This is a genomic window from Streptomyces sp. NPDC048258, assembly GCF_043201995.1.
Lineage (GTDB): Bacteria > Actinomycetota > Actinomycetes > Streptomycetales > Streptomycetaceae > Streptomyces.
In genome coordinates this window covers 399,332-421,086 of sequence record NZ_JBICZH010000004.1, presented here as the reverse complement: position 1 = coordinate 421,086, position 21,755 = coordinate 399,332, and the positions used below count along the sequence as shown (strand labels likewise).

General features: G+C 76.2%; 16 protein-coding genes. 6 read left to right on the top strand and 10 right to left on the bottom strand.

Annotation, left to right across the window (positions count from 1 at the left end; genetic code table 11):
* Positions 1-15: 15 nt before the first annotated feature.
* Complete coding sequence (locus tag ACGFYQ_RS12550) at positions 16-570, top strand: isoprenylcysteine carboxyl methyltransferase family protein (protein ID WP_393743283.1); 555 nt, start codon at positions 16-18, stop codon at positions 568-570.
* Positions 567-1,592, top strand: coding sequence for an NAD(P)/FAD-dependent oxidoreductase (locus ACGFYQ_RS12545; protein ID WP_393742848.1), 1,026 nt, complete (start codon positions 567-569; stop codon positions 1,590-1,592). Before ACGFYQ_RS12550 ends, ACGFYQ_RS12545 begins: the two co-directional genes overlap by 4 nt.
* Positions 1,593-1,665: 73 nt before the next feature.
* On the opposite strand, the gene ACGFYQ_RS12540 is transcribed toward ACGFYQ_RS12545, so the two are convergent.
* Both ACGFYQ_RS12540 and ACGFYQ_RS12535 read right to left on the bottom strand, forming a co-directional pair.
* Positions 1,666-2,271, bottom strand: coding sequence for a hypothetical protein (locus ACGFYQ_RS12540; RefSeq protein ID WP_393742846.1), 606 nt, complete (start codon positions 2,269-2,271; stop codon positions 1,666-1,668).
* Positions 2,256-2,663, bottom strand: a complete 408-nt coding sequence (locus tag ACGFYQ_RS12535) for a hypothetical protein (RefSeq protein ID WP_393742844.1) — start codon at positions 2,661-2,663, stop codon at positions 2,256-2,258. The genes ACGFYQ_RS12540 and ACGFYQ_RS12535 overlap by 16 nt, the downstream gene beginning before the upstream one ends.
* Positions 2,664-2,835: 172 nt before the next feature.
* Here ACGFYQ_RS12535 and ACGFYQ_RS12530 point away from each other — a divergent pair, with 172 nt between their 5' ends.
* Positions 2,836-4,455 (top strand): carboxylesterase/lipase family protein, encoded by a 1,620-nt coding sequence (locus ACGFYQ_RS12530; RefSeq protein WP_393742842.1) that lies wholly within the window; start codon positions 2,836-2,838, stop codon positions 4,453-4,455.
* Here the strand turns inward: ACGFYQ_RS12530 and ACGFYQ_RS12525 are convergent.
* Complete coding sequence (locus tag ACGFYQ_RS12525) at positions 4,439-5,191, bottom strand: hypothetical protein (protein WP_393742840.1); 753 nt, start codon at positions 5,189-5,191, stop codon at positions 4,439-4,441. The two genes, ACGFYQ_RS12530 and ACGFYQ_RS12525, sit on opposite strands and share 17 nt — an antisense overlap.
* Positions 5,192-5,271: 80 nt before the next feature.
* Here ACGFYQ_RS12525 and ACGFYQ_RS12520 point away from each other — a divergent pair, with 80 nt between their 5' ends.
* Positions 5,272-5,796, top strand: coding sequence for a hypothetical protein (locus ACGFYQ_RS12520; protein ID WP_393742838.1), 525 nt, complete (start codon positions 5,272-5,274; stop codon positions 5,794-5,796).
* Here the strand turns inward: ACGFYQ_RS12520 and ACGFYQ_RS12515 are convergent.
* The 6 genes from ACGFYQ_RS12515 to ACGFYQ_RS12490 all read right to left on the bottom strand — a co-directional run bounded on the left by ACGFYQ_RS12515 (position 5,760) and on the right by ACGFYQ_RS12490 (position 19,907).
* Positions 5,760-6,014 carry a hypothetical protein gene (locus ACGFYQ_RS12515; protein ID WP_393742836.1) on the bottom strand — a complete coding sequence of 85 codons (255 nt, stop codon included), beginning with the start codon at positions 6,012-6,014 and terminating at the stop codon, positions 5,760-5,762. The two genes, ACGFYQ_RS12520 and ACGFYQ_RS12515, sit on opposite strands and share 37 nt — an antisense overlap.
* 314 nt (positions 6,015-6,328) lie before the next feature.
* Positions 6,329-8,149 carry a hypothetical protein gene (locus ACGFYQ_RS12510; RefSeq protein WP_393743281.1) on the bottom strand — a complete coding sequence of 607 codons (1,821 nt, stop codon included), beginning with the start codon at positions 8,147-8,149 and terminating at the stop codon, positions 6,329-6,331.
* Positions 8,140-12,855 (bottom strand): DUF5682 family protein, encoded by a 4,716-nt coding sequence (locus ACGFYQ_RS12505; RefSeq protein ID WP_393742834.1) that lies wholly within the window; start codon positions 12,853-12,855, stop codon positions 8,140-8,142. The genes ACGFYQ_RS12510 and ACGFYQ_RS12505 overlap by 10 nt, the downstream gene beginning before the upstream one ends.
* A complete protein-coding gene (locus tag ACGFYQ_RS12500) occupies positions 12,852-13,997 on the bottom strand; it encodes an AAA family ATPase (RefSeq protein ID WP_393742832.1) in 1,146 nt (381 codons plus the stop codon). Before ACGFYQ_RS12500 ends, ACGFYQ_RS12505 begins: the two co-directional genes overlap by 4 nt.
* A gap of 34 nt (positions 13,998-14,031) precedes the next feature.
* Entirely contained in the window at positions 14,032-18,948 is a 4,917-nt protein-coding gene (locus ACGFYQ_RS12495; protein ID WP_393743279.1) for a DNA-binding protein, read from the bottom strand.
* A gap of 92 nt (positions 18,949-19,040) precedes the next feature.
* The gene (locus ACGFYQ_RS12490) at positions 19,041-19,907 is read right to left on the bottom strand and encodes a DUF4132 domain-containing protein (protein ID WP_393742830.1); all 867 of its coding nucleotides are present in this window, start codon (positions 19,905-19,907) and stop codon (positions 19,041-19,043) included.
* A 200-nt stretch (positions 19,908-20,107) separates the two neighbouring features.
* On the opposite strand from ACGFYQ_RS12490, the gene ACGFYQ_RS12485 reads away from it, so the two are divergent.
* Both ACGFYQ_RS12485 and ACGFYQ_RS12480 read left to right on the top strand, forming a co-directional pair.
* On the top strand, positions 20,108-20,836 hold the full coding sequence (locus tag ACGFYQ_RS12485; RefSeq protein WP_393742828.1) for an HNH endonuclease family protein: 729 nt from the start codon (positions 20,108-20,110) through the stop codon (positions 20,834-20,836).
* A gap of 16 nt (positions 20,837-20,852) precedes the next feature.
* Complete coding sequence (locus ACGFYQ_RS12480; RefSeq protein ID WP_393742826.1) at positions 20,853-21,134, top strand: hypothetical protein; 282 nt, start codon at positions 20,853-20,855, stop codon at positions 21,132-21,134.
* A 65-nt stretch (positions 21,135-21,199) separates the two neighbouring features.
* Here the strand turns inward: ACGFYQ_RS12480 and ACGFYQ_RS12475 are convergent, their stop codons facing one another.
* Entirely contained in the window at positions 21,200-21,733 is a 534-nt protein-coding gene (locus ACGFYQ_RS12475) for a GNAT family N-acetyltransferase (RefSeq protein WP_393742824.1), read from the bottom strand.
* Between the last annotated feature and the right edge of the window lie 22 nt (positions 21,734-21,755).

Sequence of the window (21,755 nt, the reverse complement as noted above, 5' to 3'; positions counted from 1 at the left end):
CCCATGGCCCCGTCCATGACCTTGTACCTGCTGCTCATCGGCCTGGTCGCGGCCGAACGGCTCGCCGAGCTGGTCACGGCCCGCCGCCACACGGCGTGGACCTTGGCCCAGGGCGGCCGCGAGTACGGCCGCGGCCACTACCCGGCCATGGTCGCCCTGCACACCGCGCTGCTGGTGGGCTGCGTGGTGGAACCCCTGGCCGCCGGCCGCCCGTTCCTCCCCGTAATGGGCTGGTCGGCCCTCGCCCTCGTCCTGGCGGCGCAGGTCCTGCGCTGGTGGTGCATCGCCAGCCTGGGACGGCGCTGGAACACCCGGGTGCTGGTGGTCCCCGGCCTGCCGCTGGTGGCGGCCGGCCCGTACCGGTTGCTGCGCCACCCCAACTACGTGGCGGTCGTGGTGGAGGGCTTCGCGTTGCCGCTGGTGCACACCGCCTGGCTGACCGCGCTCGGCTTCACCGCGCTCAACCTGTTGCTGCTGCGCGTGCGGATCGGCTGTGAGGAGGCCGCGCTGACGGACGGCGGGCGCCTGCGCGCCCCCTCCTCGGTACCCACGTCGGGCTCCCGCTCGTGATCGACCTGCTGATCGCGGGCGGCGGCCCGGCGGGCCTGGCGACGGCCATCCACGGCGCGCTGGCCGGTCTGGAGGTGGTGGTCGTCGAGCCGCGGCCCACCCCGATCGACAAGGCCTGCGGGGAGGGGCTGATGCCGGGGGCGGTACGCCGGCTGCTGGAGCTGGGCGTGCCCGTGACCGGGCAGCCCTTCCGCGGCATCCGGTACGTCGACGCGGTGAGCGGGCGGCAGGCGGAGGGGCTGTTCCGCCCCGGCCCCGGCCTCGGTACCCGGCGCACCGCGCTCCAGGCCGCGCTGGCCGAGCGCGCCGCGCAACTGGGCGTCCGGGTGGTCCGGCAGCGCGTCGAAGGGATCGGCCAGGACGCCGACACCGTCAACGCGGCGGGTTTCACGGCCCGTTACCTGGTCGCGGCCGACGGCCTGCACTCCCCCGTCCGGCGCCGTCTCGGTCTGTCCGCGCCACCCTCGTCCGCCCGGCCGGCCCGCTACGGCCTGCGCCGCCACTACACCGTCGAGCCGTGGAGCGACCTCGTCGAGGTCCACTGGTCGGCCCACTGCGAGGCGTACGTCACCCCGCTCGCGCCCGACCGGGTCGGCGTGGCCGTACTGACCGCGGAGCAGGCCCCGTTCGACGTACAGCTCGCCCGTTTCCCGCTGCTGGCGGCGCGGTTGCCCGCGTCCCCCGGTACTGCGGTGCGCGGGGCCGGGCCGCTGCGCCAAGGGTCCCGCGTACGGGTGGCGGGGCGCGTGCTGTTCGTCGGTGACGCGGCGGGGTACGTGGACGCGCTGACCGGTGAGGGCCTGACCCTGGCCGTGACGGCGGCGGGCGAGCTGGTCCGCTGCGTACGGGCCGGGCGGCCGCAGGCGTACGAGCAGGCCTGGCGGGAGCTGTCGCGCGGCTACCGCACGCTCACCGAGTCCCTGCTCTGGGCACGCCACCGGCCACGGCTCGCCCGGCGGATCGTCCCGCTGGCCGCCCGGCTCCCGCGCGTGTTCACGGAGGCGGTGAACCTCCTGGCATGAGCGCACGGGACCGGGCGTGAAACGGCACCCCGGCCCGGGCGGGGCGCGGGGTGCCGCTCGTCTCACCGCCGGATCAGGCCGGGCTCTCCTGACGGTTCCTCAGTGCCAGGCCCGCGAGGACGGCGGCGGCCGCCGCGCAGAGCACCACGACGACACCGGCCCAGGCCAGGGACCCGCCCACCGCCCCGGCCAAGGGGTCGAATCCCCACACGCCGCCGACCACGTGCAGGACGACGACGCCGACGGCCGTGGCCGCTCCGGCCCGCCACACCACCGCGGTGTCCCGGAGGGCCAGGACCGCCCCGAGGCCGAGGCAGAGCACGGCGGCGAGGAGCGGCAGGAAGTCGAGGGGGGCCGCCGACGGCAGGGCCGCGAGGTCCTTGGGCAGGTGCAGCGCGCCGCTGACCAGCAGGGCGATCGCCACCGGCCGGCGCAGGACGTGCCGCAGCACCGGGGAGCGGGAGCCGGCCGGTTCGCCCTCCGGTTCGCTGCCGGGGGTGGTACGGCCGCGCGGCTTCGCGTACGGGGTGTCGTACAGGTCCTGGTACTGAGGCTCGTACGGCTCCTCGTGGGGCTCCTCCGGTGGCGGCGCTGCCTCGGCCCGCTCCTTGGGCTCCTGGGAGTTGTCGGACTCGTCGGGCTCGTCGGACGCCCCGAGGATGGTCACCAGCAGGGCCACGTCCTCGATGGACCGTCCGACGGCGGCGGCGCCAAGGTGATGTCCGCTTCGGCCACTTCGTGCGGGGGCTCGCCCAAGAGGGCGACCATCCACCGCACTTCGTGCACGGGACGGGTCACGGCGGCCGTACGGAGCGCCTCGTGTCCGGGGTTGGGCAGTTGGCCGGTCTCCTTGAGGAGGCTCACCAGAGCGGTGACCTCTTCGAGCGGGCGGCAGGTGGCCGCCGTGTCCAGCAGGGTGCGGACGGGCTGCGTGCCCGGAGCATCCGGAGCGTCTGGGGCGTCTGAGGTGTCTGAGGTGTCTGAGGTATCTGAGGTGTCCGGGGCGGTGATGTCGGGGGTCTCGTGGCGGTCTTCAGGGTCCGTCGCCGCGAGGATGATGGGGTCGTTCATGGAAAGCTCCGTTCGCCGACACGCGGGTCTACACATCGCGGGCCGGTCATCGTGCGTCATGGGAAGCGCACGCTTTGTTATATTTACTGCCAGTTCCGCTCACTGCGCCATTCGGGGCGGGCAAACGGGGGCTCACCCGGGCCACGGAGAAGGGTCGTAGACCGTGCCCGATATGCGGAAGTTCTGGCGCCGGTGCGTGCTGCCCGTGACGCTGACGCTGCCCGCCGTACTCCTGTCGGTGGCCGCGGCGGCGGGTCCGGAGCGGCCCGTGGTGGACACCGACCGGGGCCCGGTGCGCGGCCGTTCCCACGGGGCGTACACCACCTTCGAGGGAATCCCGTACGCCGCTCCCCCGACGGGCTCGCTGCGCTGGCGGCTTCCGGAGCCGGCGCCCCGGTGGGAGGAGGTGCGCGACGCGGGCGCCGCCGGCTCCCGCTGCGTGCAGCTGCCCGCGGTCGGGCCCGGCGGGCCGAGCGGCTCGGAGGACTGCCTGTACCTGAATGTCACCGCGCCCGCGCCCGCGGCCGGCGCCGCCCGGGGCGCGCGGCGGCCCGTCATGGTCTGGTTCCACGGCGGCGGCTTCGTCAACGGCGCGGGCGACCTGTACCCGGCCGAACGGCTTGCCGTCCGGGGCGACGTCGTGGTCGTCACCGTCAACTACCGGCTGGGGATCCTCGGCCTGTTCGGTCATCCGGAGCTCGGCGGGGCCCCCGGCTTCGCCCTCGCCGACCAGCAGGCGGCGCTGCACTGGGTGCGGGCGAACGCGGAGCGCTTCGGCGCGGACCCGCACAACGTCACCGTGTTCGGCGAGTCGGCGGGCGCCCTCAGCGTCTGCGCGCACCTCACCTCCCCTGCCTCGGCAGGCCTGTTCCATAAGGCGATCGTGCAGAGCGGATCGTGCTCGACCACGATGCCGCCGTGGTCCCTGCTCCCCACGCTCGGTACGTACGAGCCCTTCGAGCCCGAGCGGCGCACGGTCGCGGACGGTGTGCCGGCGGCGGCCCGGCTCGGCTGCGGGGGTTCCACGGCGGTGCTGGACTGCCTGCGCCGGCTGGACATCCGCACGCTCGTGACCCCGGAGCTGACGCAGACCTTCTCCCAGATGTCGTACGGCGGCGCCCAACTGCCCGAGGAGCCCAGGCGCGCACTGGAGACCGGCCGCTTCCACCGCGTGCCGGTGATGCAGGGAACGACCCGGGACGAGATGCGCGTCTTCGTGGCGCAGACCCTGGCGGTGTACCCGGTCGCCGACGCAGCCGCCTACCGGGCCCGGCTGGAGCGGTCCTTCGGGGTCTCGACGGCCCGCGCCGTCGAGGCGAGCTATCCGGTCTCGGCCTACCCGACGCCGGCGGTGGCGTGGGCCACGCTGCTGTCCGACGCGTCGTTCACCTGCCCGACCCTGCGGGACAGCGGTGCGCTGGCCCGGCGCGTGCCGACGTACGGCTACCGGTTCAGCGACGGCGACGCACCCAACTTCACCGGCCTTCCGGAGGTGCCGGAGCTGCCGTACGGCGCCTCGCACGGCTTCGAACTGCCCTACCTGTTCGCGGTGGTGCCGCTGGCGGACCCGCAGCGGGAGCTGGCGGACCGGATGGCCGGCTACTGGACCCGCTTCGCCCGCACCGGCGTGCCGGCGGCTGCGGGAGCGCCGTGGTGGCCGCGCTACCGCTCACCGGCCTCGGTGCTGTCGCTGGCGCCGGGGGCGGGCGGGATCCGTACGGTGGACGCCCGGGCCGAACACCACTGCGCCCTCTGGGACGCGCGGTGGCCCGCGGTCACCAGTTCTCGGTGATGACGACCCCGTCGTCGGTACGGACGACGAGGTTGCCGCTGTCGCCGTAGACCTCGCGCCGCCAGTCGGCGAACACCTTGGCGATATGGCGGGCGTCGTCCCCGCGACCCTTGCCCACGGATGTGGTGCTGAAGGTGATCCTCGCCTCGCCGACGGTGCGGACCTTGCGGACGCGGGTCTCCTTGACGACGACGTCCTCGTAATCGGTGCGGTGCTTGCCCCAGTACGCGTTGAAGTCCCGGGTCATGTCGAACCAGTCCGCCGGGCCGCACGGACCGCCGCCGTTGGTCATCGGGGCGTCCCCCGAGGGGGCGGGCGCGCCGGTCTGCTGATCGGTCGGCGGGCCGGCGTAGCCTCCGGTCTCCTGATCCGTGGGCGGACCGGCGTAGCCGCCCGTCTCCTGGTCGGTGGGAGGGCCCGCGTAGGCGCCGGTCTCCTGATCGGTCGGCGGACCGGCGTAGGCGCCGGTCTCCTGATCCGTCGGCGGACCGGCGTACGCACCCGTCTCCTGATCCGTCGGCGGACCGGCGTACGCACCCGTCTCCTGATCCGTCGGCGGACCCGCGTAGCCTCCGGTCTGTTCCTCCGTCGGCACGTCGAGCGCGCACTTCTGCGGCGTGAGGCTGGGAACGGGCGCCGGCCCCGCGGCCTGGCCCGCCCCTCTGGTCCCGCAGGCCGCCAGTACCGCGCACAGCAGTCCCGCCACGAGCACCCGGCCGGTCGTCTTCGTTGTCATGGTCATCCCCCTCGGCCTTCAAGAGGGAAATCGTCCGGCCGCGGTTCCCGGGCCGCCGGATCGCGGGCTAGCGTGTTGTCGTGACCGCCTCCGAGTCCCGCCCCCTGCTCTTCCTGGACGTCGACGGGCCACTGATCCCGTTCGGGGCGGGCCCGTACCCGCAGGGGGACGTGGCCAATCCGCTGCTGGCGAGGATCGACCCCGCGCTCGGGCCGGGGTTGGCGGCCCTGCCGTGCGAGCCGGTGTGGGCCACGACCTGGATGGCGGACGCGAACGAGTGCGTCGCACCCCGGCTCGGTCTGCCGGAGCTGCCCGTGGTGGTGTGGCCGGAACCCGCCGATGAAGACGCACGGACCGGGATCCACTGGAAGACCCCCGCACTCCTCGACCACGCGGCGGGCCGCCCCTTCATCTGGGTCGACGACGAGATCACCGACGCCGACCGGGCCTGGGTGGCCTCCCACCACCCCGGACGGGCCCTCCTCCACCGGGTGGACGCAGGCCGGGGTTTGACCGCCACCGACCTCACCGTGCTGCGCGGCTGGCTGGACGCGGCGGGGCATCGTGGTCATTTCTCCGCCCGCGGGGCCGTGGCCGGGGAGTAGAGGAACGAGAACCGTTCCATGACGTTCTGCCGCTGGGTGTTGTGGAAGGCGGCGATGCGCCAGGTGCCGTCGGTGTCGCGGACGAGGGTGTACGTCTGGACCTTGGACAGTTCGGCGGGGCCGGGCTTGCCGCCGCTGTAGTCGTCGCCGCGGCCGGTCAGGACGGCGGCGTCCTCGAGGAAGCGCAGGTCGAGTAGGAAGCGGCCAGCCGGGTACACCCCCGGAGCAACTGGACTTGCTCTTCGACTACTTCACCCGCGCGGCCCCCGCCTTCCGCGAGGCGACGGAGGAGATCCGGGCGGCGACCCAGGAACGCAAGGGCGGCCACTAGGGGGTGTCTTGGCCTGGGCGCGTGCCCGGCCGGGCACGCGCCCAGGCCCCCCGGCGGACGTCAGCGGGCCGCAGGCTGGAGGGCCCGGCGCCGCAGGAGCGTGCCGGCCGCGGTCCGGTTGCGGCGACTCCTACGCGCGGGGCACCGCGCTGCCCGGCTCGACGCCTGACCGCCGCCCTTCGCGGTCGCGCCCCGGGCCCGTCAGCTCCAGGACGCGCAGACCAAGGAGCGCTGCGCCGCGGCCAGGTACGCGGCGGCCGACAGCCAGGCCCGGGCGTAGGGCTCGGACGAGGAGTCGGCGAGCCGGCCGAAGACGTCGCGGGGGCGGCGGTCGGCCTCGGCGGCGAGGGCGGCGGTCAGCTCCGCCGCCGCGGTGAGCCCGGCCCGGCGCAGCGGACCGTACGCGGCGAGCGGTTCGGTGCCCCGCGCGGCCTCGGCCACGGCGCGGCGGCCGCCCGCGACCCCGGTCTCCAGGAGGCGGCGTACGCGCCACAGCGGGGAGTCGGCCAGCGGGTCCGGACCGGTGGGAGCCGGCTCAGGGGCCGGGAAGGCGGTCCGCGGTGGGAAGTGGCCGCCCTGGAGCCGGTCGTAGCCGAGGTCCGCGCGGCCCAGCCATTCCTCGGGCAGCCGCAGCGTGTACGCGGCGCCCGGCACGGGGCCGACCGCGAGGGGCCGCAGGGTGGCGGCCCGGTCCAGGTCGGGGCGGCCCAGGACCCGCAGCGAGAGGCCGGGGTACGAGGCGAGGCGGCGCAGGTTCTCCGTGTGCGGCAGTTCCGGGTGGGGGTGCGCGGGCCGCAGCCGGAGCAGGGGCGCGTCGGGGCGTGCCTCGCGGACGAGGAGGTCTTCGCCGGCCGCGCCGACGACCGTGACGTCGCAGCCGAGCAGCGCGGGCTCGGACGCGTCCGATCCGGCCTGCGCGCGGGTGACGGCCTCTGCCGCCGACCGGGCGAAGAGCGCCGCGGCGGGCCCTTCGGTCCAGGGCGTTCCGGGTAGCGGGGTCGCCTTGACCCCGCGTCCGGCGCCGAGCCTGCCCTCGGGGGAGACGGTCGCGCCGGCGATGCGCAGGCCACCGCGGGCCAGCCCGGCGTGGTCGAGGACGGCCCCGCCGAGCGCGACGGAGGCCGAACCCGCGCCGCGGGCCCGGGCCAGGCCGCCGGGGCGCACGTCGGCGACCGAGTAGGCGGCGCCGTCGGGGGCCAGCAGGTGGGTGACCACTCCCCCGTACCCGGTGGCGGAGAGCACGGGCTCCCGGCACAGGCCGTACACCTGGAGGCTGCCGCCCGGCGCGTAGGCACGCCGGGCGGTGCCGGTCAGCGCGGGGGCGGCGGATCCGGCGGCCAGCAGGGCGGCGGTGTACAGGAGTTCACGGAAGGCCGCAGTGAGGTCGCCGAGCCGCTGGGCCGCTCGGCGCTCCCGGGCGGCGCGCAGCCCGCGTACGACCCGCAGGGCGGTCGCCTCGGCGCGCGGCAGCCCGGCGAGGCGGGCGGTGTGCGCCGCGCGCAGCAGCTCGGCCTGGACGACGGCTCCCCCGGCGGTGACCCCGGCGGCGAGGGCCTCGGCGGCGGCCTGCCAGAGGGCGGCCGCGGCGCGGAGTTGGGCGTCGGTGAGCGTGTCCTCGGGCTCCGACTCGGGTTCGGGCCCGGGCGTCGGCCCGGGCGTCGCCGGCTGCTGCTCCGCTCCTTGCGGCGGCGGGGCCGCTTCCGCGAGCGGTTCCGCGTCCGCGAGCGGGGCGGCGCCCAGGGCCGCGGCCCGGTGGAGGCAGCGCGGGGCCAACAGGCAGGTGCACACGGCCTGTTCGGCGGCCGTGACCGCGCCCGTGGGACCGGGGCGCAGGGTCACGACGGCGTCCTCTCCGAAGGTGAGGACGACTCCGCCGTCCGCCTCCCGTACGGCCAGGTCGCCGCAGCCCGCGGTGGCGGCGTCCAGCTTCTTGCGCAGCCGGGCGCTGAGCTGCTCGACGGCCTCGGCGAGCACCTGGGGTGCGACGGGCGGCAGTTGGGTGTCGGTGCTGGTCAACGGGATTCTCCACGGAGGCGGTCGCCGACCCAGCGGGCGAGGGCGAGCGGGCTGAGGGCGGCCACCGGCATGCCGGCCGCGACGAGTTGCCGGGCGACCGGGACCGAGTACCGGGGTGTGCCGGTGTCGTCGAGTGCGGCACAGCCCAGCAGTTGGGCGCCGGAGGCGGCGAGCGCGCGGACCTCGCCGAGGAGCCCGCCGATGGGAGCGCCCTCCTCGAAGTCGCTGACCACGACGACGAGGGTGCGGCTCGGGACGGTGATCAGCGAGCGGGCGTGCGCGAGTCCGGCGGCGATGTGCGTGCCGCCGCCGACGCGGACCTCCAGCAGGAGGGAGAGCGGGTCCTCGACCCGGTCGGTGAGGTCCACGACCTGGGTGGAGAAGGCGAGGAAGTGGGTGGACAGGGTCGGTACGCCGCCCAGTACGGCCGCGGTCAGCGCCGACCAGATGACGGAGGCCTCCATCGAACCGGAGACGTCGACGACGAGGATGAGCCGCCAATCGGCTTCGCGGCTCGCCCGGGTGCTGAAAACGGGCCGTTCCGGGACGACGACCACGCTTCCGTCGGGCCGCCGCCGGGTGTGCGCGAGGTTGGCGCGCAGGGTGCGGGCCAGGTCGAGCCTGCCGCCGGGGCGGCGGGTGGGGCGCGGAGTGGCGAGGCCGGACAGGGCCGGGCGCAGCCGGGTGGCCAGCTCCTTGGCGAGTTCGTCGACCAGTCGCCTGACCAGGGGCCGAAGCCGGGCCAGTTGGGCTTCGGGCAGCCCGCCGGCGAGGGACAGGACGGAGCTCAGCAGTTCCACGGAGGGGCGTACGGCCGCCGGGTCGAGCTGGGCCAGTACGTCGGTGCGGCCCGCCCCGGCCGCTTCGCCCAGCACCTCTTCCCGTACGTCGGCGCCGAACAGCGCCTCCAGTTCCTGCGACCACTCGCGGGCGGTGGGGAAGGATGCCTCCTGGCCACCGCCCTGACCGCCGTCGGAGCCGATACCGGAGGCGCCTTCGCCGCGGCCGGCGCCGTACAGCTCGTCGAGGGCGTGGGCATAGCGGCGGGCGCCCGCGGGGAGCCGGTCGCGTTCGCGGCCGAGCAGCAGCCGCCAGCGGTCGGCGGGGGCGAGCCGCAGGCCGGTGGGGGCGGGTGCGCGCGGGACCTCGGGGGTCGGCGGTGCCGGGAGCGGCGGCGCGTCCGCGGCGGGCAGCGGGAGTTCCTTGAGCGCGGCGAGTCCGGCGGCGTCCGCGGCGGCCCAGAGGGCGAGCAGCGCGGGCGGCGCGTCGAGCGCGAGGTCTATCCGGTCGCCGAGCCGCTCGGCCACCGTGTCCAGCAACCGGTCGCGCGCGGCGGGGGAAAGGGCGTCGAAGCCGCCGCGCAGGGCGGGCAGACGGTCGAGGAAGAGCCGGTCGGTGAGGTGCTCGACGCGGTCGAGGAGCGGGGCGAGGGCGGCCGGGGAGGACTGGAGCAGCGGCCCCGCGGCCGTAAGGAGTCCCGCGAGCCGGCGGGTCAGGGCGCGGCGGCTGTCGGCGGTGGCGGCGCCGTCGATCCATCCGGCGGCGCGGTCGCCGAGCCGGGCGGCCGGTTCGAGGTCGAGGAGGACCCGTACAGCCAGGGCCGCGCCCTGGATCAGCGGGGAGGCGGAGGCGGCCAGGGCGGCGAGGGCCCCGTCGGTGCGCAGCCCGAGGTGGTGGGCGGCGGCGCGGTCGGCGAGGGCCACGAGGGCGGCGGCGTCGGCGGGGTCGTCGCTGCCGGCCAGGCCGGGCAGGGACCGGACCGCCGCTTCGAGCAGGTCGCCGGTGAGCGCGGCGGCGGTGGCGCGGGAGTCGGCCCGGGTGCCCGGGAGGTGGCCGCGGCGGAGGGCCTCCAGGAGGTCGAGCGCGTCGAGGAGTTCGGGCAGGGCCGCCGTCTGCGGCAGGACGGTGGCCGCCTCGTGGAGCCGTACGCCGACCAGCTCGGGCAGATCGCACCGCGCGGCGGCGGCCAGCCCGGCGAGGATCTGCGCCGGGGTCGGACCGCCGTCGGCGGCGGCGCGGCGCGCGGTGTCCCGCAGGGTGCCGGCGGCGGCCTGGGCGGCGTTGACGCCGCGGACTCCGGCGAGATCGAGGCGGGCCGGGACGGAAGGCGTCCAGGCCAGCCGCCACTTGGTGCCGAGGGCGGTCCCGTCGCCGGTGGCGGCGACCGTCAGGGGCTCGCCGTAGGAGGCGCCGCAGACCTGGAGCCGCTGGAGCAGGACCTCGCGGCGGCCGTCGAGGGCGGAGCGCAGCGGGTCGAGGCGGACCTCGCGGGGGGCGGGGTCGTCCGGTGCGGGCAGCCGCAGCCGCGCCAACTCGGCCTCGACGGAGGGGCCGAGGCCGGAGCGGGGGGCGTGCGGGGTGACCCGCCCGCGGGCGGTGCCGACGAGCACTGCCTCCATGGCCCGGGCCAACGCCCTGCCGCGGCCGAGGGGTTCGCCCTGGCCGAGGACGGTGGTGACGGCCTCCAGGAGTTCCCCGCGGCCGGGCGCGGGAAGTCCGCGCAGGGCGGCCAGGTCGCAGGCGAGCCGCAGCGTCTCGGCGGCCTCGCCGGTCCCGGCGGTGTGCCCGGCGCGGCGCAGCTCCCGGCAGACCCCGGTGACGGCGACGGAGGCCGCGTCCCGGAGGCGCCCCGGGTCGCCGCCGGCCTCCAGAACGGCCTGCTGCCACAGGGGATCCCGAATCCCGGCGGGATACCCGGAACGGGAGTCGAGCAGGTCGAAGGAGTACGGCACGAACGAGGTGACGGGCCCGTCCGCGTGCGCGGATGCCAAGGCACCGCTGTGCCCGCGGTCGGGCCGGGGGCCCACTCCGGAGGCGGGGGCCGTACCGGGAGCTTGTGCCGGGGCCTGGGAACCAGCGGCGGGGACGGCCGTGGGCCCGGCGGCCCGGACGACGGGTGAGGCAGGCCCTGTTCCCGGGCCCGCGTCCGCCCCGGTGTCGGCGCCATCGCCGTCGCCGGAGGCGCTGTGCCCGCCAGGGCGCACGCCGGACGCGGCGCGCCTCTCGGTTCCCGTCCCCGGACCCGGGCCGGCCGCCTGGCCGGTCCCGACCCGGCCGTCGGGCCCAGGGCCCGCTCCCGCGTCGGCTCCCGTGCCGGTACCACCGGACCGAGGACGCGGCACGGCGTCGGGGGCAAGGCCCGTACTGCGGCCTGGTGCAGGAGCGTGGGAACCGGTGGCGGGCACCGCCACGGGCCCGGCGCTCCGACCGACGAGTGCAGCAGGCGCTGTTCCCGGGGCCGTGTCCGCCCCGGTGTCGGCGCTCCCGGCGGAAACGCTGTGCCCGCCAGGGCGCATGCCAGGTGCGGCGCTCCCCTCGGCATCTGCCCGCATACCACGCGGCACGGCATCCGGGACGGATCCCGTACCGGCACCTTGTGCGGGGGCATGGGAACCGGCGGCAGGGAGCGCCGTGGGCCCGGCGGCCTGGCCGACGGCGGTGGGCCCTGTGCCGGGGGCCGCGTCCGCCCCGGCGCCGTCGCCGTCGCCCGAAGCGCTGTGCCCGCCAGGGCGCACCGCTGCCCCCGGGCCGGGACCGGGGGCGCCGTCGGGGACGAGTCCCGTGCCCGCGTCGGAGGCGGGAGCGGTTCCGGCGTCCGCGCCCAGGAGGGCCGGGGCGTGGAACGCGCCGACAACCGCGACCACTCGGTGGCCGGCGGCGGTGGCGGTGGCGATGACGCCGCGCATGTAGGCCTCGCGGGCCAGGTCCGTCGGCGGAACGGCCGGTGCGTCCTGGCGTAGGGCCCATCCGACGCCGAGGGCGGCGCGGCGTACGGCCTCCGGGGAGCAGCCCGGCGCGAGGACCTCGACGGCGCGGTCCCACAGATCGTCACCGTCCCGGCCCGTCCCGGCGGCGGTGAGGGCATCGCCGAAGGTGCGGCCGGACCCCGGCACTCCGCCGGGCTCCGTGGCCGTGCCCACGGGCGGGCTCTCGCCCGGGCTCAGGATCACGCCCGGAGCCAGGGTCGGGGCAGGGGCCCCGCCCGAAGCCGTAACGGCGACAGGGACCGGAGGCAGGGTCGGGCCCGCGCCCGGGGCCCCGCCCGAGGCCGTACCGGCGGCCGCAACCGGGACCGAGGCCGTGGCCCCACCCGAAGCCGTACCGGCGGCCGGGACCGGGACCGGAGGAACGACCGGGCCCGCGCCAGGGGACCCGCCCGAAGCCGTACCGGCGGCCGCAACCGGGACCGCGCCCGTGGCCCCACCCGAAGCCATACCGGCGGCCGGGACCGGGACCGGAGGAAGGACCGGGCCTGCGCCCGTGGCCCCACCCGAAGCCGTACCGGCGGCCGGGACTGGGATCTGAGGCAGGGCCGTGCCCGCGCCCGGGGCCGTTTCCGGGGCTCCGCCCGGCGGGGTCCAGGCGCGGTCGGACAGCGGGAGGTCGCAGCAGACGACCGTCGCGCCGGAGCGGCGGGCCCAGCGGAGCGCGGCCAGTTCCGGGGAGAAGTCCGCGAACGGGTAGAAGGCGAGGCGGCCGTCCGCGGCCGTGCCCGCCAGGGCGACGGGGGCGACGGTCTCCGGGTCGGCCAGGTGCTCCAGCCACGGCTGGAAGTCCGCCGGCAGCTCGACGCAGACCACGTCCGCGCCCGAGGCGTCCAGCAGGGCGGGGACCACCGCGGCCAGCGCGGGGCTGTGGTGGCGCACTCCCAGCAGGTACGGCGTCCGGGAGGCCGCGAGCGCGTCGACGGCGGCACGCGGCTCGGCCGTCAACGCAGGCTCCCGCGCAGGTCCCAGAGGCGGCGCCACATCGCCGAGCCGTCCTCGGCCCGGCGGCGGACCGGGCCGTCCCAGTACCCCAGCAGCCGCCCGTGGTCGGCCGGGTCGTCCTTGCGTACGACGCCCAGCAGGTGCCCCGGCAGCAGGTCCAGCACGTCCCCGCCCGGCAGGTACGCGGCCGAGACCCCCAGCGAGGCCGCCACCTGCACGGCTTCGGCGGTGGACATGACCGTACCGGGGCGCTCCACGTCCCAGCCCTCGGCGGAACGCCCGGAGCGCAGGTCCCGGAAGACGGTGACGAGCGCGTCGAGCACCGCGTCGTCGACGGCGAAGGCGGCGCCGGCCCGCTGGACGGCGGCGACCGCCTGCCGGCGGATCAGCGTGGCCTCCGCGTCCGCGTCGGCGATCGGGGCGACGGTCTCGAAGTTGAAGCGCCGCTTGAGGGCGGCGGACATCTCGGAGACGCCGCGGTCGCGCAGGTTGGCGGTCGCGATGACCGTGAAGCCGGGCGCCGCGCAGACCACCGCGTCCTCGGTTGCGGTCAGTTCGGGCACGCTGACCCGCCGGTCGGACAGGATGGACACCAGCGCGTCCTGCACCTCGGGCAGGCAGCGGGTGATCTCCTCGACGCGGACCACCCGCCCGGTCCGCATGGCGGAGAGCACCGGCGAGTCGACCAGGGCTCCCACGGTCGGCCCTTGCGCCAGCAGCAGCGCGTAGTTCCAGCCGTAGCGGAAGGCGTCCTCCGTGGTGCCGGCCGTGCCCTGCACGGTGAGGGCGCTGGTGCCGCAGACGGCGGCGGCCAGCAGTTCGCTGAGCATCGACTTGGCGGTGCCGGGCTCGCCGGTGAGGAGCAGCCCGCGCTCTCCGGCGAGGGTGACCACGCACCGCTCCACCAGGGCCCGTTCGCCGACGAACTTCGGGGTGATGACGAGTTTGCCGCCGCCCTTGGGCAGGGCGAGTTCGGCGCCGTCGCTGCCGCAGACGAAGGTGACGACGGCGCGCGGGGTCAGCGCCCAGCCGGGCGGGCGGGGACCGGGGTCCTGTGCGGCGAGGAAGGCGAGTTCGGCGGCGTACCGCTCCTCGGCGGGCAGCACCTGCCGGCCTGCGGGGGCGGATCGTTCGGTGACGGTCATTCGGAGTCCTTGGAATGGGGAAGTACGAAGGGGTTCAGCGGCGGCGGGCGCGGGTGCGCTTCACCTTGAGCTCCTCGAAGCGCGGCACGTCGCCTTCTCGGACCCGCTGCCAGGCCCGGCGGTAGAGCTCCGCGGCCGGTTCGGCGGGCAGCAGCACGCCCGGCAGGCGGTGGCCGTACATCGGGAGCTTCCACTGCTCCACCGGCAGCGCCGGGGCGGCCATGTCCGCCCACCCGCCCGGCAGGAACAACGAGCGCCCGGCGCGGCTCCGGCCGGCCGACACCACCAGGTCGGTGGCGGCCAGTTCGGCGCGGGCGGCCTTCAGCCGGGCCGGCTTCCAGCCGGTCCAGCGCGCGGTGTTGCGGTCGGTGGGGTCGGGCATGGCGAGCAGCGCGAGGTACAGGGCGGCCGCGTCGGCGCCCAGCCCGTACTCGGCGCCGACCTCGGCCACCAGCTCGGGGACCGACCGGCTCGGGTCCTGCGGCCACCAGGTGCCGTCCTTGTCGACGGCGCCCGCCGCCGGGGCGCCCGGGTCGGCGAGCAGGGCGGCGAAGCGCGGGTCGCGGGCGGTCAGCAGCGCCGCCTCGACCCCCGAGATCCGCTGGTCGTCGCCGCGCAGCAGCGGCAGGTAGGGGTCGGAGCCGGTGGAGTCCAGCAGCGCCGGGCGCAGCGCGGGCTTGGGCTGCCCGTCGTGGGTGGCCATGAACACCGCGCCGTACCGCTCGTAGCCCTCACCGGTCTCGGTGGGCGTGCCCGCCGCCTTGCGGAAGTCGGACAGACTGGTGAAGTGCCCGACGCAGAGCAGCAGTTCGGGCGCGGCGAGCCGCTGCCGTACGGCCGTCAGCGCGGGCGGCAGGGCGGCGCGTACGGCATCACCCGCGGGCAGCCGGTGGGCCAGCCAGGCCACCATGGCCATGGTCCCGGTCAGGACGGCCGATGTGAAGGGCTCGGCGGCCGGCTCGGCCGGCTCCACGTGGTCGCCCCGCACCGTCCACGCCACGTCGGCGGAGAGTTCGCGCGAGGCCGCCGGGTCGAGGACGGCGGGCAGGGCGCGGTGGGCGGCCCACCCGCTGCGCACGGCCCGCGTGGCCTCGGAGAGCAGCCAGTCGGGCACCGGCGTACGGCGGCCCACGTGCCGGTTCCACACCTCGGCCGCGGCGGCCGCGTCCGGCCCCTCGGTCCACAGCCGTGCCGGTTCGGTGGGCAGCAGCGATGCGACCACGGCCCGTCGTACCGCGCTGTCGAGGTTCTTGAGCTCGTCGCGGGCGTGCGCGGCCTCGGTGGTCTTGACACCGAGGGCGGTGCGCAGTTCGGCGGGCAGGAAGTTGTTCTCCCAGCTGTCGACGTGCGGCAGACCGGCGATGACGAGCCGGGCCAGGGCGCCGGGGACTCCGGTGAGGCGGGCGAACTCCTCGGCGGCCTCGGGGACGAAGGGTGCGGGACCGCGGTCGGCGGCCTCCTTGAGGAAGGCCGCCGGCCAGCCCGCGTCGCGCCGCGGGTCGCCGAGCGGGGCCTCGCCGCGCACGGTGTAGGGCCCGGGGACGGTGAAGCGGCCGGTCGGGTCGTGGAGCAGGGCGCCGAACTCCTGGCCGTCGGGCCGGGGTTCGCCGTGCTCGGTGACGGCGAGGACGGCTCCGCCGCCGAGCGGGAGCACGCTGCGGTGTCCATGGCCGCGTGCGATGCCGTCGGGAGTGTGCAGGTGGCGTCGCTCGAGGTGGACCTGGACCTTGCGCCAGCGGTCGGCGGAGCCCTCGGCCGAGGCCAGGCCCAGGGCGTCGACCGCGCCGAGCAGGCCGAGGAGGGCCTCGCGCTGCTCGTCGGTGGCACCGACGGCGACGGCCCGGTAGGCGACGGCGGCCGGCTGGTCGAGCAGCGGCGTCCACTGCAGCGTGGAGTACGGCAGCCCGGGCACGTCGAAGTGGAGCCGGCCGGGCACCTCGGCCTCGCCGGTCCGCGCGCAGGCGGCGGCGAGTTCGCGCAGGAGGCGATGGGCGACGTCGGTGTCGGCGCCGTGGCTGTAGTACGAGGAGCCCGTGAGTCCGCGCAGCGCGTCGTCCAGGAGCCGGTCGGTGGGGCCCTGCACGGTCTCCTCGACGGCGCCCGCCTCCGGGTGGAGCCGGGCGGCGACCGCGTCCAGGGCCTTCTGCTGGGTGAGGGCGAAGCGCAGGACCTCGACGATGCCGCCGACCAGCCGGGGGTCGGTGACCCCGGGCAGGGCCGCTCGCACCAGGTCGGGCAGGTCGGTGGCCTTGTCCGCCGCCGCGGCGGCCTTGAGGAGGGCGCCGATGGTCTCCCGGTCGGCCGTGCGCAGCGCGGCGGAGCCCTCCGGGTCGCGCGGGCGCAGGGCGTACCAGTGCGAGAGCGGCGGGAGGTCCACGCTGCCGGTGGCGAAGCCGGCGTTGCGGTGGTCGTCGCGGGACCGGGCGGTGACCACGCCCTCCGGGTCGCTGATGCTCAGCTCGCGCCAGCGGTGCGACAGGGCGCGCGGGCGGTCGTCGCCGGGGAAGGTCAGCGCGGCGATCGGGTAGTCGCCGCCTTCGGGGACGGTTACGGTGCGGCCGCCGGTGTCGGTCCCCCGCCAGCCGTGGCCGGGGATCCGGACGGCGCGCCAGCCGAGCAGGCCGTCGGCGGGTGCGCCGAGGACCGAGCCCGCGACGGTGGGCGCGGGCCGCAGCCAGCTGGAGTGGCCGGTGGCGGCGGTGTCCTCCGGGTGGGTGCGCAGCGCGTCGGAGAGGAAGCCGGGCAGGGAGAACCGGCCGCGGGCGTTGCCGGCGGGGTCGTACTCGCGCCAGCCGCTTCCCGTGTCTTCGGTGGACCGGTCGCCTTCGGTGGACCGTTCGCGCCGCTGCCACACCCAGTACGAGGTGCCGTCGGACAGCACGGGCCGCTCGGCCGGCAGTGCGGTGTCGCCGCGGTGCAGGACGCCGCCGCCGGTGGTGCGGCCGCCGTCCGGGAGCGGCAGGGAGACGTGCTCGGACCGCAGCGCCCAGTGGTCGCGGTCTGTGTCCAGGGTGAAGACGGTGCCGGGCGCGGAGTGCCAGTAGCCCTCGGTCCGGTCGGCGTTCCACGCGGACCAGAAGACCAGCAGGTCGCCGTCGACGTAGTGGAATCCGTACCGGTACTGGGAACCGGTGGGGACGCGCAGGTCGTGCGTGAGAACCGTGGTGTCGGCGTCGATGACGCGGACCTGGGTCTGGTTGGCGACGACCAGGTACGGCCAGGCCTCGACCACGGTCAGTCCCTGCCGCCCCTGCCCGGGCGTGAGGTCGGCGACCGCGCTCTCCCAGGCGGGCCAGGCCAGCTCCTCGAAGAGGCCGGCGCGCAGGGTGCGGGCGAGGGTCTCGCCGAGGTCGGTGGCGGCCGCGGCGGCGACCTCCTCGGGGGCGAGTTCCAGGGCTTCCGCGGGCAGCCAGGTCAGCCGCTGGATGGCGTCGGGCACCCCGGGCAGGCCGGCCGCCGTGGAGGCGCGGGCGACGCCGCGCATCCACTCGGCCAGCAGCGGGCGGGTGCCGGGCGAGGCGGCGACGCGCCGGACGACGTCGGTCCCGCCGGCGGCGTCGCCGAAGGCGTTCAGGGCGCGGTTGAAGGCGGGGTGGAACCGCGTGTCGGCGGCGACCGCGGCCAGGTCACGGCGCCGGTCGGCCCTGGCCCAGTCGCGCAGGTTCAACTGGTTGTGCTGGTACCTCTTGTCCTCGGGGTCGGGATCGGCGACCGGGACCTCCAGGGTGAGCAGCAGGTCGAGGAGGTCGGCGTCCTCGACGCCCACCCGCAGGCCCGCTTCGCGGCCCGGGCGGGCGAGTTCGGCGCGCAGCCGCGGCGCGCAGCGGGTGACGACGTCGAGCAGGGCGGGGGGTGTGGGGCGCGTGCCCCAGCCGGCGTGGCGGGCGGCGTGGAAGCGCTCCAGCCAGCCGGCGGTGCCGTCGGCGCACCGCTGCTCGGCGGGCATGTCCTCGGATTCCAGCCCGGCGGTGGCGCCGGACTCCTCCAGGATGTCCAGCCACAGGCGGGTGAGCTCGACGCTGTCGCCGCCGCCGGGCGGGGTCAGCCCGAGGAGCGTGCCGCGTACGGAGGGAACGCGCCGGGCGAGCGCGACGAGCGCGCCGCGGTGGGCCTTCCACCAGCCGGTCGCGGCGCGCAGGGTGGCGGGCAGCGGCAGCAGTTCGGCGAGGTACTCCTGCTCGGGTTCGGTGCCCGTCAGGCCCGCGGCGCGGGCCAGGCGGCGCAGTTCGGTGGCGGCCTGCGCGGAGGGCGGCAGCCCGCCCGCGGTGCGGCGCACGCACAGGCGGCGGAAGCGCTCGTGGGCTTCGGCGGGGCTGACGCGGACGGCCAGTTCCTTGCCGTAGCCGGTGAGCACCTTGACGGGCAGGGCGCCGGCCAGGGCGAATTCGAGGAAGACGGCGTCGAGTCGGTCCTCGTCGATGCTCAGCCCGTGCTGGGCCTCGGCGGTACGGGCGCGGCCGAACAGCTGGGCGGCGTACGTGGTGTTCTCGACGGCGAGGAAGATACGGGCGGCCTGCTCGTGGAAGACCGGCAGGAAGTGCGGGACGGCGGCGGCGAGCCGGCCGGCCAGCTCGTGGCAGGCGTCGAGGGCCGCCTTGGGCTTCGTCCTGGCCTGCCGGGCGATGCGGTCGAGTTCGGGCACGACGGCGAGGGCGTGGTGGCCGTCCTCGGGGTGGTGGACGAGGACCCATTCGGGGAAGCCGAGTTCCTGACGGTGGCCGAGGCCGACGACGGGCGGTTCGCCCGCCTCGGGTACGAGGCCCAGGAAGCCTGCGGCGAGGTCCTCGGCCGCGCCCAGTTCGGCGGCGGCGAGGCGGACCACGACACGGTCCTCGCCGAGGGCGGGGTGGCGGTAGGCGCGCGCGGTCAGGTCGACGGCGGTGGGGCCCGCGCCCTCGGTGCCGTGCGGCAGTACCGCCCCGGCCTTGAGCAGCAGTTCGGCCTCACTCACGGACGCGCCGTCCTTCCCCGTGGTGGTGGTGCTTTCGGTGCTGGTGCTGATGCTGGTGTCAGTGGTGCTGGTGCTGGTGCTGTCGGTGGTGCTCACGCGTCCCCGCCCTCCTCGATCTTGCGCCCGGCGTACAGCGCCGCGGCCATCCGCATCCCCTCGGACCAGGCCACCGGTCCGACCTCGGCCAGGGGCACCGCCCGGCCGTCCTCGCCGTGCCAGGTCAGCGCCCCGGTGGTGGTCTCGTCGTCGTAGTAGGGCTCGCCGATCCACACCGCGGCCTCCGTGCCCCGGCCGGTGTCGCGGACCTTGCAGGTGGCGTAGCCGCCGGAGACCCGGTAGCCGAGGCCGGTCGCCCGGGCGGCGAGACTGAAGCGGGTGGGGAACACGCCGCCCGCGTAGTCGCGTACCTCGGTGGCGTTGGAGGCGAGCCCGGCGGGCTTGCGCCAGGTGGCGCGGTGGATCTGCTCGACCCGCTGCACGATGCCGAGTTCGGCCGCGAAGTCCCGTACGTCCTCCAAGTCGGGCAGCAGCACCGGGTGCGGCAGGGTCACCGTGCGCGGGGACAGCCGTACGGTCTCGCCGTCGAGGTTGACCACCTTCAGTTCGCCGGACCCGGTGGCGTCCCGCAGGAAGCCCACCTCGTCGGGATCGTCGCCGACCACGGCCAGGTCGCGCAGGGCGCTCTGCCAGGCCTCGTCCCGCCACACCCGGGCGAGCAGCGCGGTCGGTACGGGCAGCGAGGACACCATCCAGGTGTCGACCTGGGCGACGCAGGCGGCCGCGTGCCGGTCGAGCCATTCGGCGAGCCGGCGCAGCCGGTCCACCTCGGGATGGTCCTTCAGCGCCTTGGGCAGGGTCTTCAACTGCCGCCCCGCCGACCGGCCGGTACGGGACCTCGCCGCCACCCGCCCCTCCACCAGGGCGATCTCGTACCCCTCGCCCGCCGCCACCCATGCCATCAGTCCGCGTCCCTCCGCCTGTCCCGGCCACGTCCGCGCAGCTCTGACACGGGGGTCGGAACCCCCTGAGCTGCGGTGTATGCCGGGAGACTAGCGAGCGCCACTGACAACGCCCGCCGGAGGGTGGAAGGTCGGTTCTATGTCCGGTTCTGGGTAGTGTTCAGGGGACATTGACGCGAAGTCGGTTTGGGGTGGGGTCCATGGTTCGTCAGATACGGGTGCCCGCCGCGGTCCTGGCGGCGTCCCTGCTGCTGGCCGTGGCCGGCTGCTCCGGTCCGGCCACGTCGGGGCCGGGCCCCGACGCGAAGCCCTCCACCTCGCGTGCCACTCCCCAGGCCTCTGCGCCGACCGACGGCAAGCCGGCCGGCGGGGACGTGCTGCCGGGCATGGTCACGACGGCCGTGGCCCGGACCCAGCTGGCCGCGCTGAAGGTGGCGCCGGCCGGCACGATGGCCGGGTACAGCCGGGACAAGTTCACGCACTGGGCGCAGCAGGGCGACAAGTGCGACACCCGTGAGGTCGTCCTCCAGCGGGACGGCACCGGCGTGGCGCGGGACTCCGAATGCCGGGCCGTGTCCGGCACCTGGAAGAGCCTCTACGACGGGGTGGCCGTCACCGACGCGGCGAAGATGGACATCGACCACATGGTGCCGCTCGCCGAGGGATGGCGCTCGGGCGCGGCCGGCTGGGACTCCGCCCGGCGCAAGGCCTTCGCCAACGACCTGACCCACCCCCAGCTGCTGGCCGTGACCGCGGCCTCGAACCGATCCAAGGGCGACCAGAGCCCGGACCTCTGGCAGCCGCCGGACAAGGCCGTCTGGTGCCAGTACGGACGGGCGTGGACCACCGTCAAATCCACCTACGCCCTGACCGTCACCGAACCGGAGAAGAAGATGCTCGCCACCATGCTGGACACCTGTACCTCATGACCGACGGACGTACCTCGTGACCGACGCACAGCAGTGGCAGGACCAGGTGCCGGCCGGGCCGGGCGGCGCGATGACCGACGAGGTCGGCGTCATCACCGGCCCGCTCACCCTGCGCACCACGGCGGTGGCCGGGGGCCTGGCCCGGTTCGACGTCCAGTACACCGACGCCGACGAGTGGTACACGCTCACCGGCAGTCCCCTCCCCCACCACGGCGACCCCGCGGCCCTGCACGCCGCGGCCCTCACCGCGATCCGCGCGGGACACGCGGCCCGGGCGCCGGGCCCCGCGTCCGCCTGAGCGGCGGATCGGCGGAGCGGTGGAGCGGTGGAGGGCGGAGCGGTGGAACGGCGGAGCGGCGGGGATCAGGCCTCGTACTCGGTCAGGTCGATGCTGTGGATCTGCAGGAGGTAGTGGTGTTCGGGCTCGGTCGTGTCGCGCTCCAGCACCATGCCGAGCTTGCGGATCACGTTCTCGGAATCGTCGTTGCCCGCCCGGTTGACCGCGATGACCCGGTCGAGTCCGCGGTCCTGGAGCGCGAACTCCAGCGTGGCCTGAGCGGCCTCGGACGCGTAGCCCTGGCCCCAGTACTGGCGGCCGAGCCGCCAGCTGATGTCCACCGCCGGCAGCACCTCCGGCAGGTACTCGGGCACCGAGAGGCCGACGACGCCGATGAGCTCGCCGGATCCGAGGAGCTCCACGGCGAACAGCCCGAAGCCCTCCTCGTCCCACTCCTCCTCCCAGCGCTCGATGTCCTCGGCGGTCCGGTCCAGGTCGCGGGTGGAACCGTCCCCGATCCAGCGCATCACCTCCGGGTCGGCGTTGATCTCCGACAGGGGGACGAGGTCGTCGTCGGTCCAGCGGCGGAGGAGGAGGCGGGGGGTACGGATCTCGGTCATGCCCCACATCCTGCCGAACGTC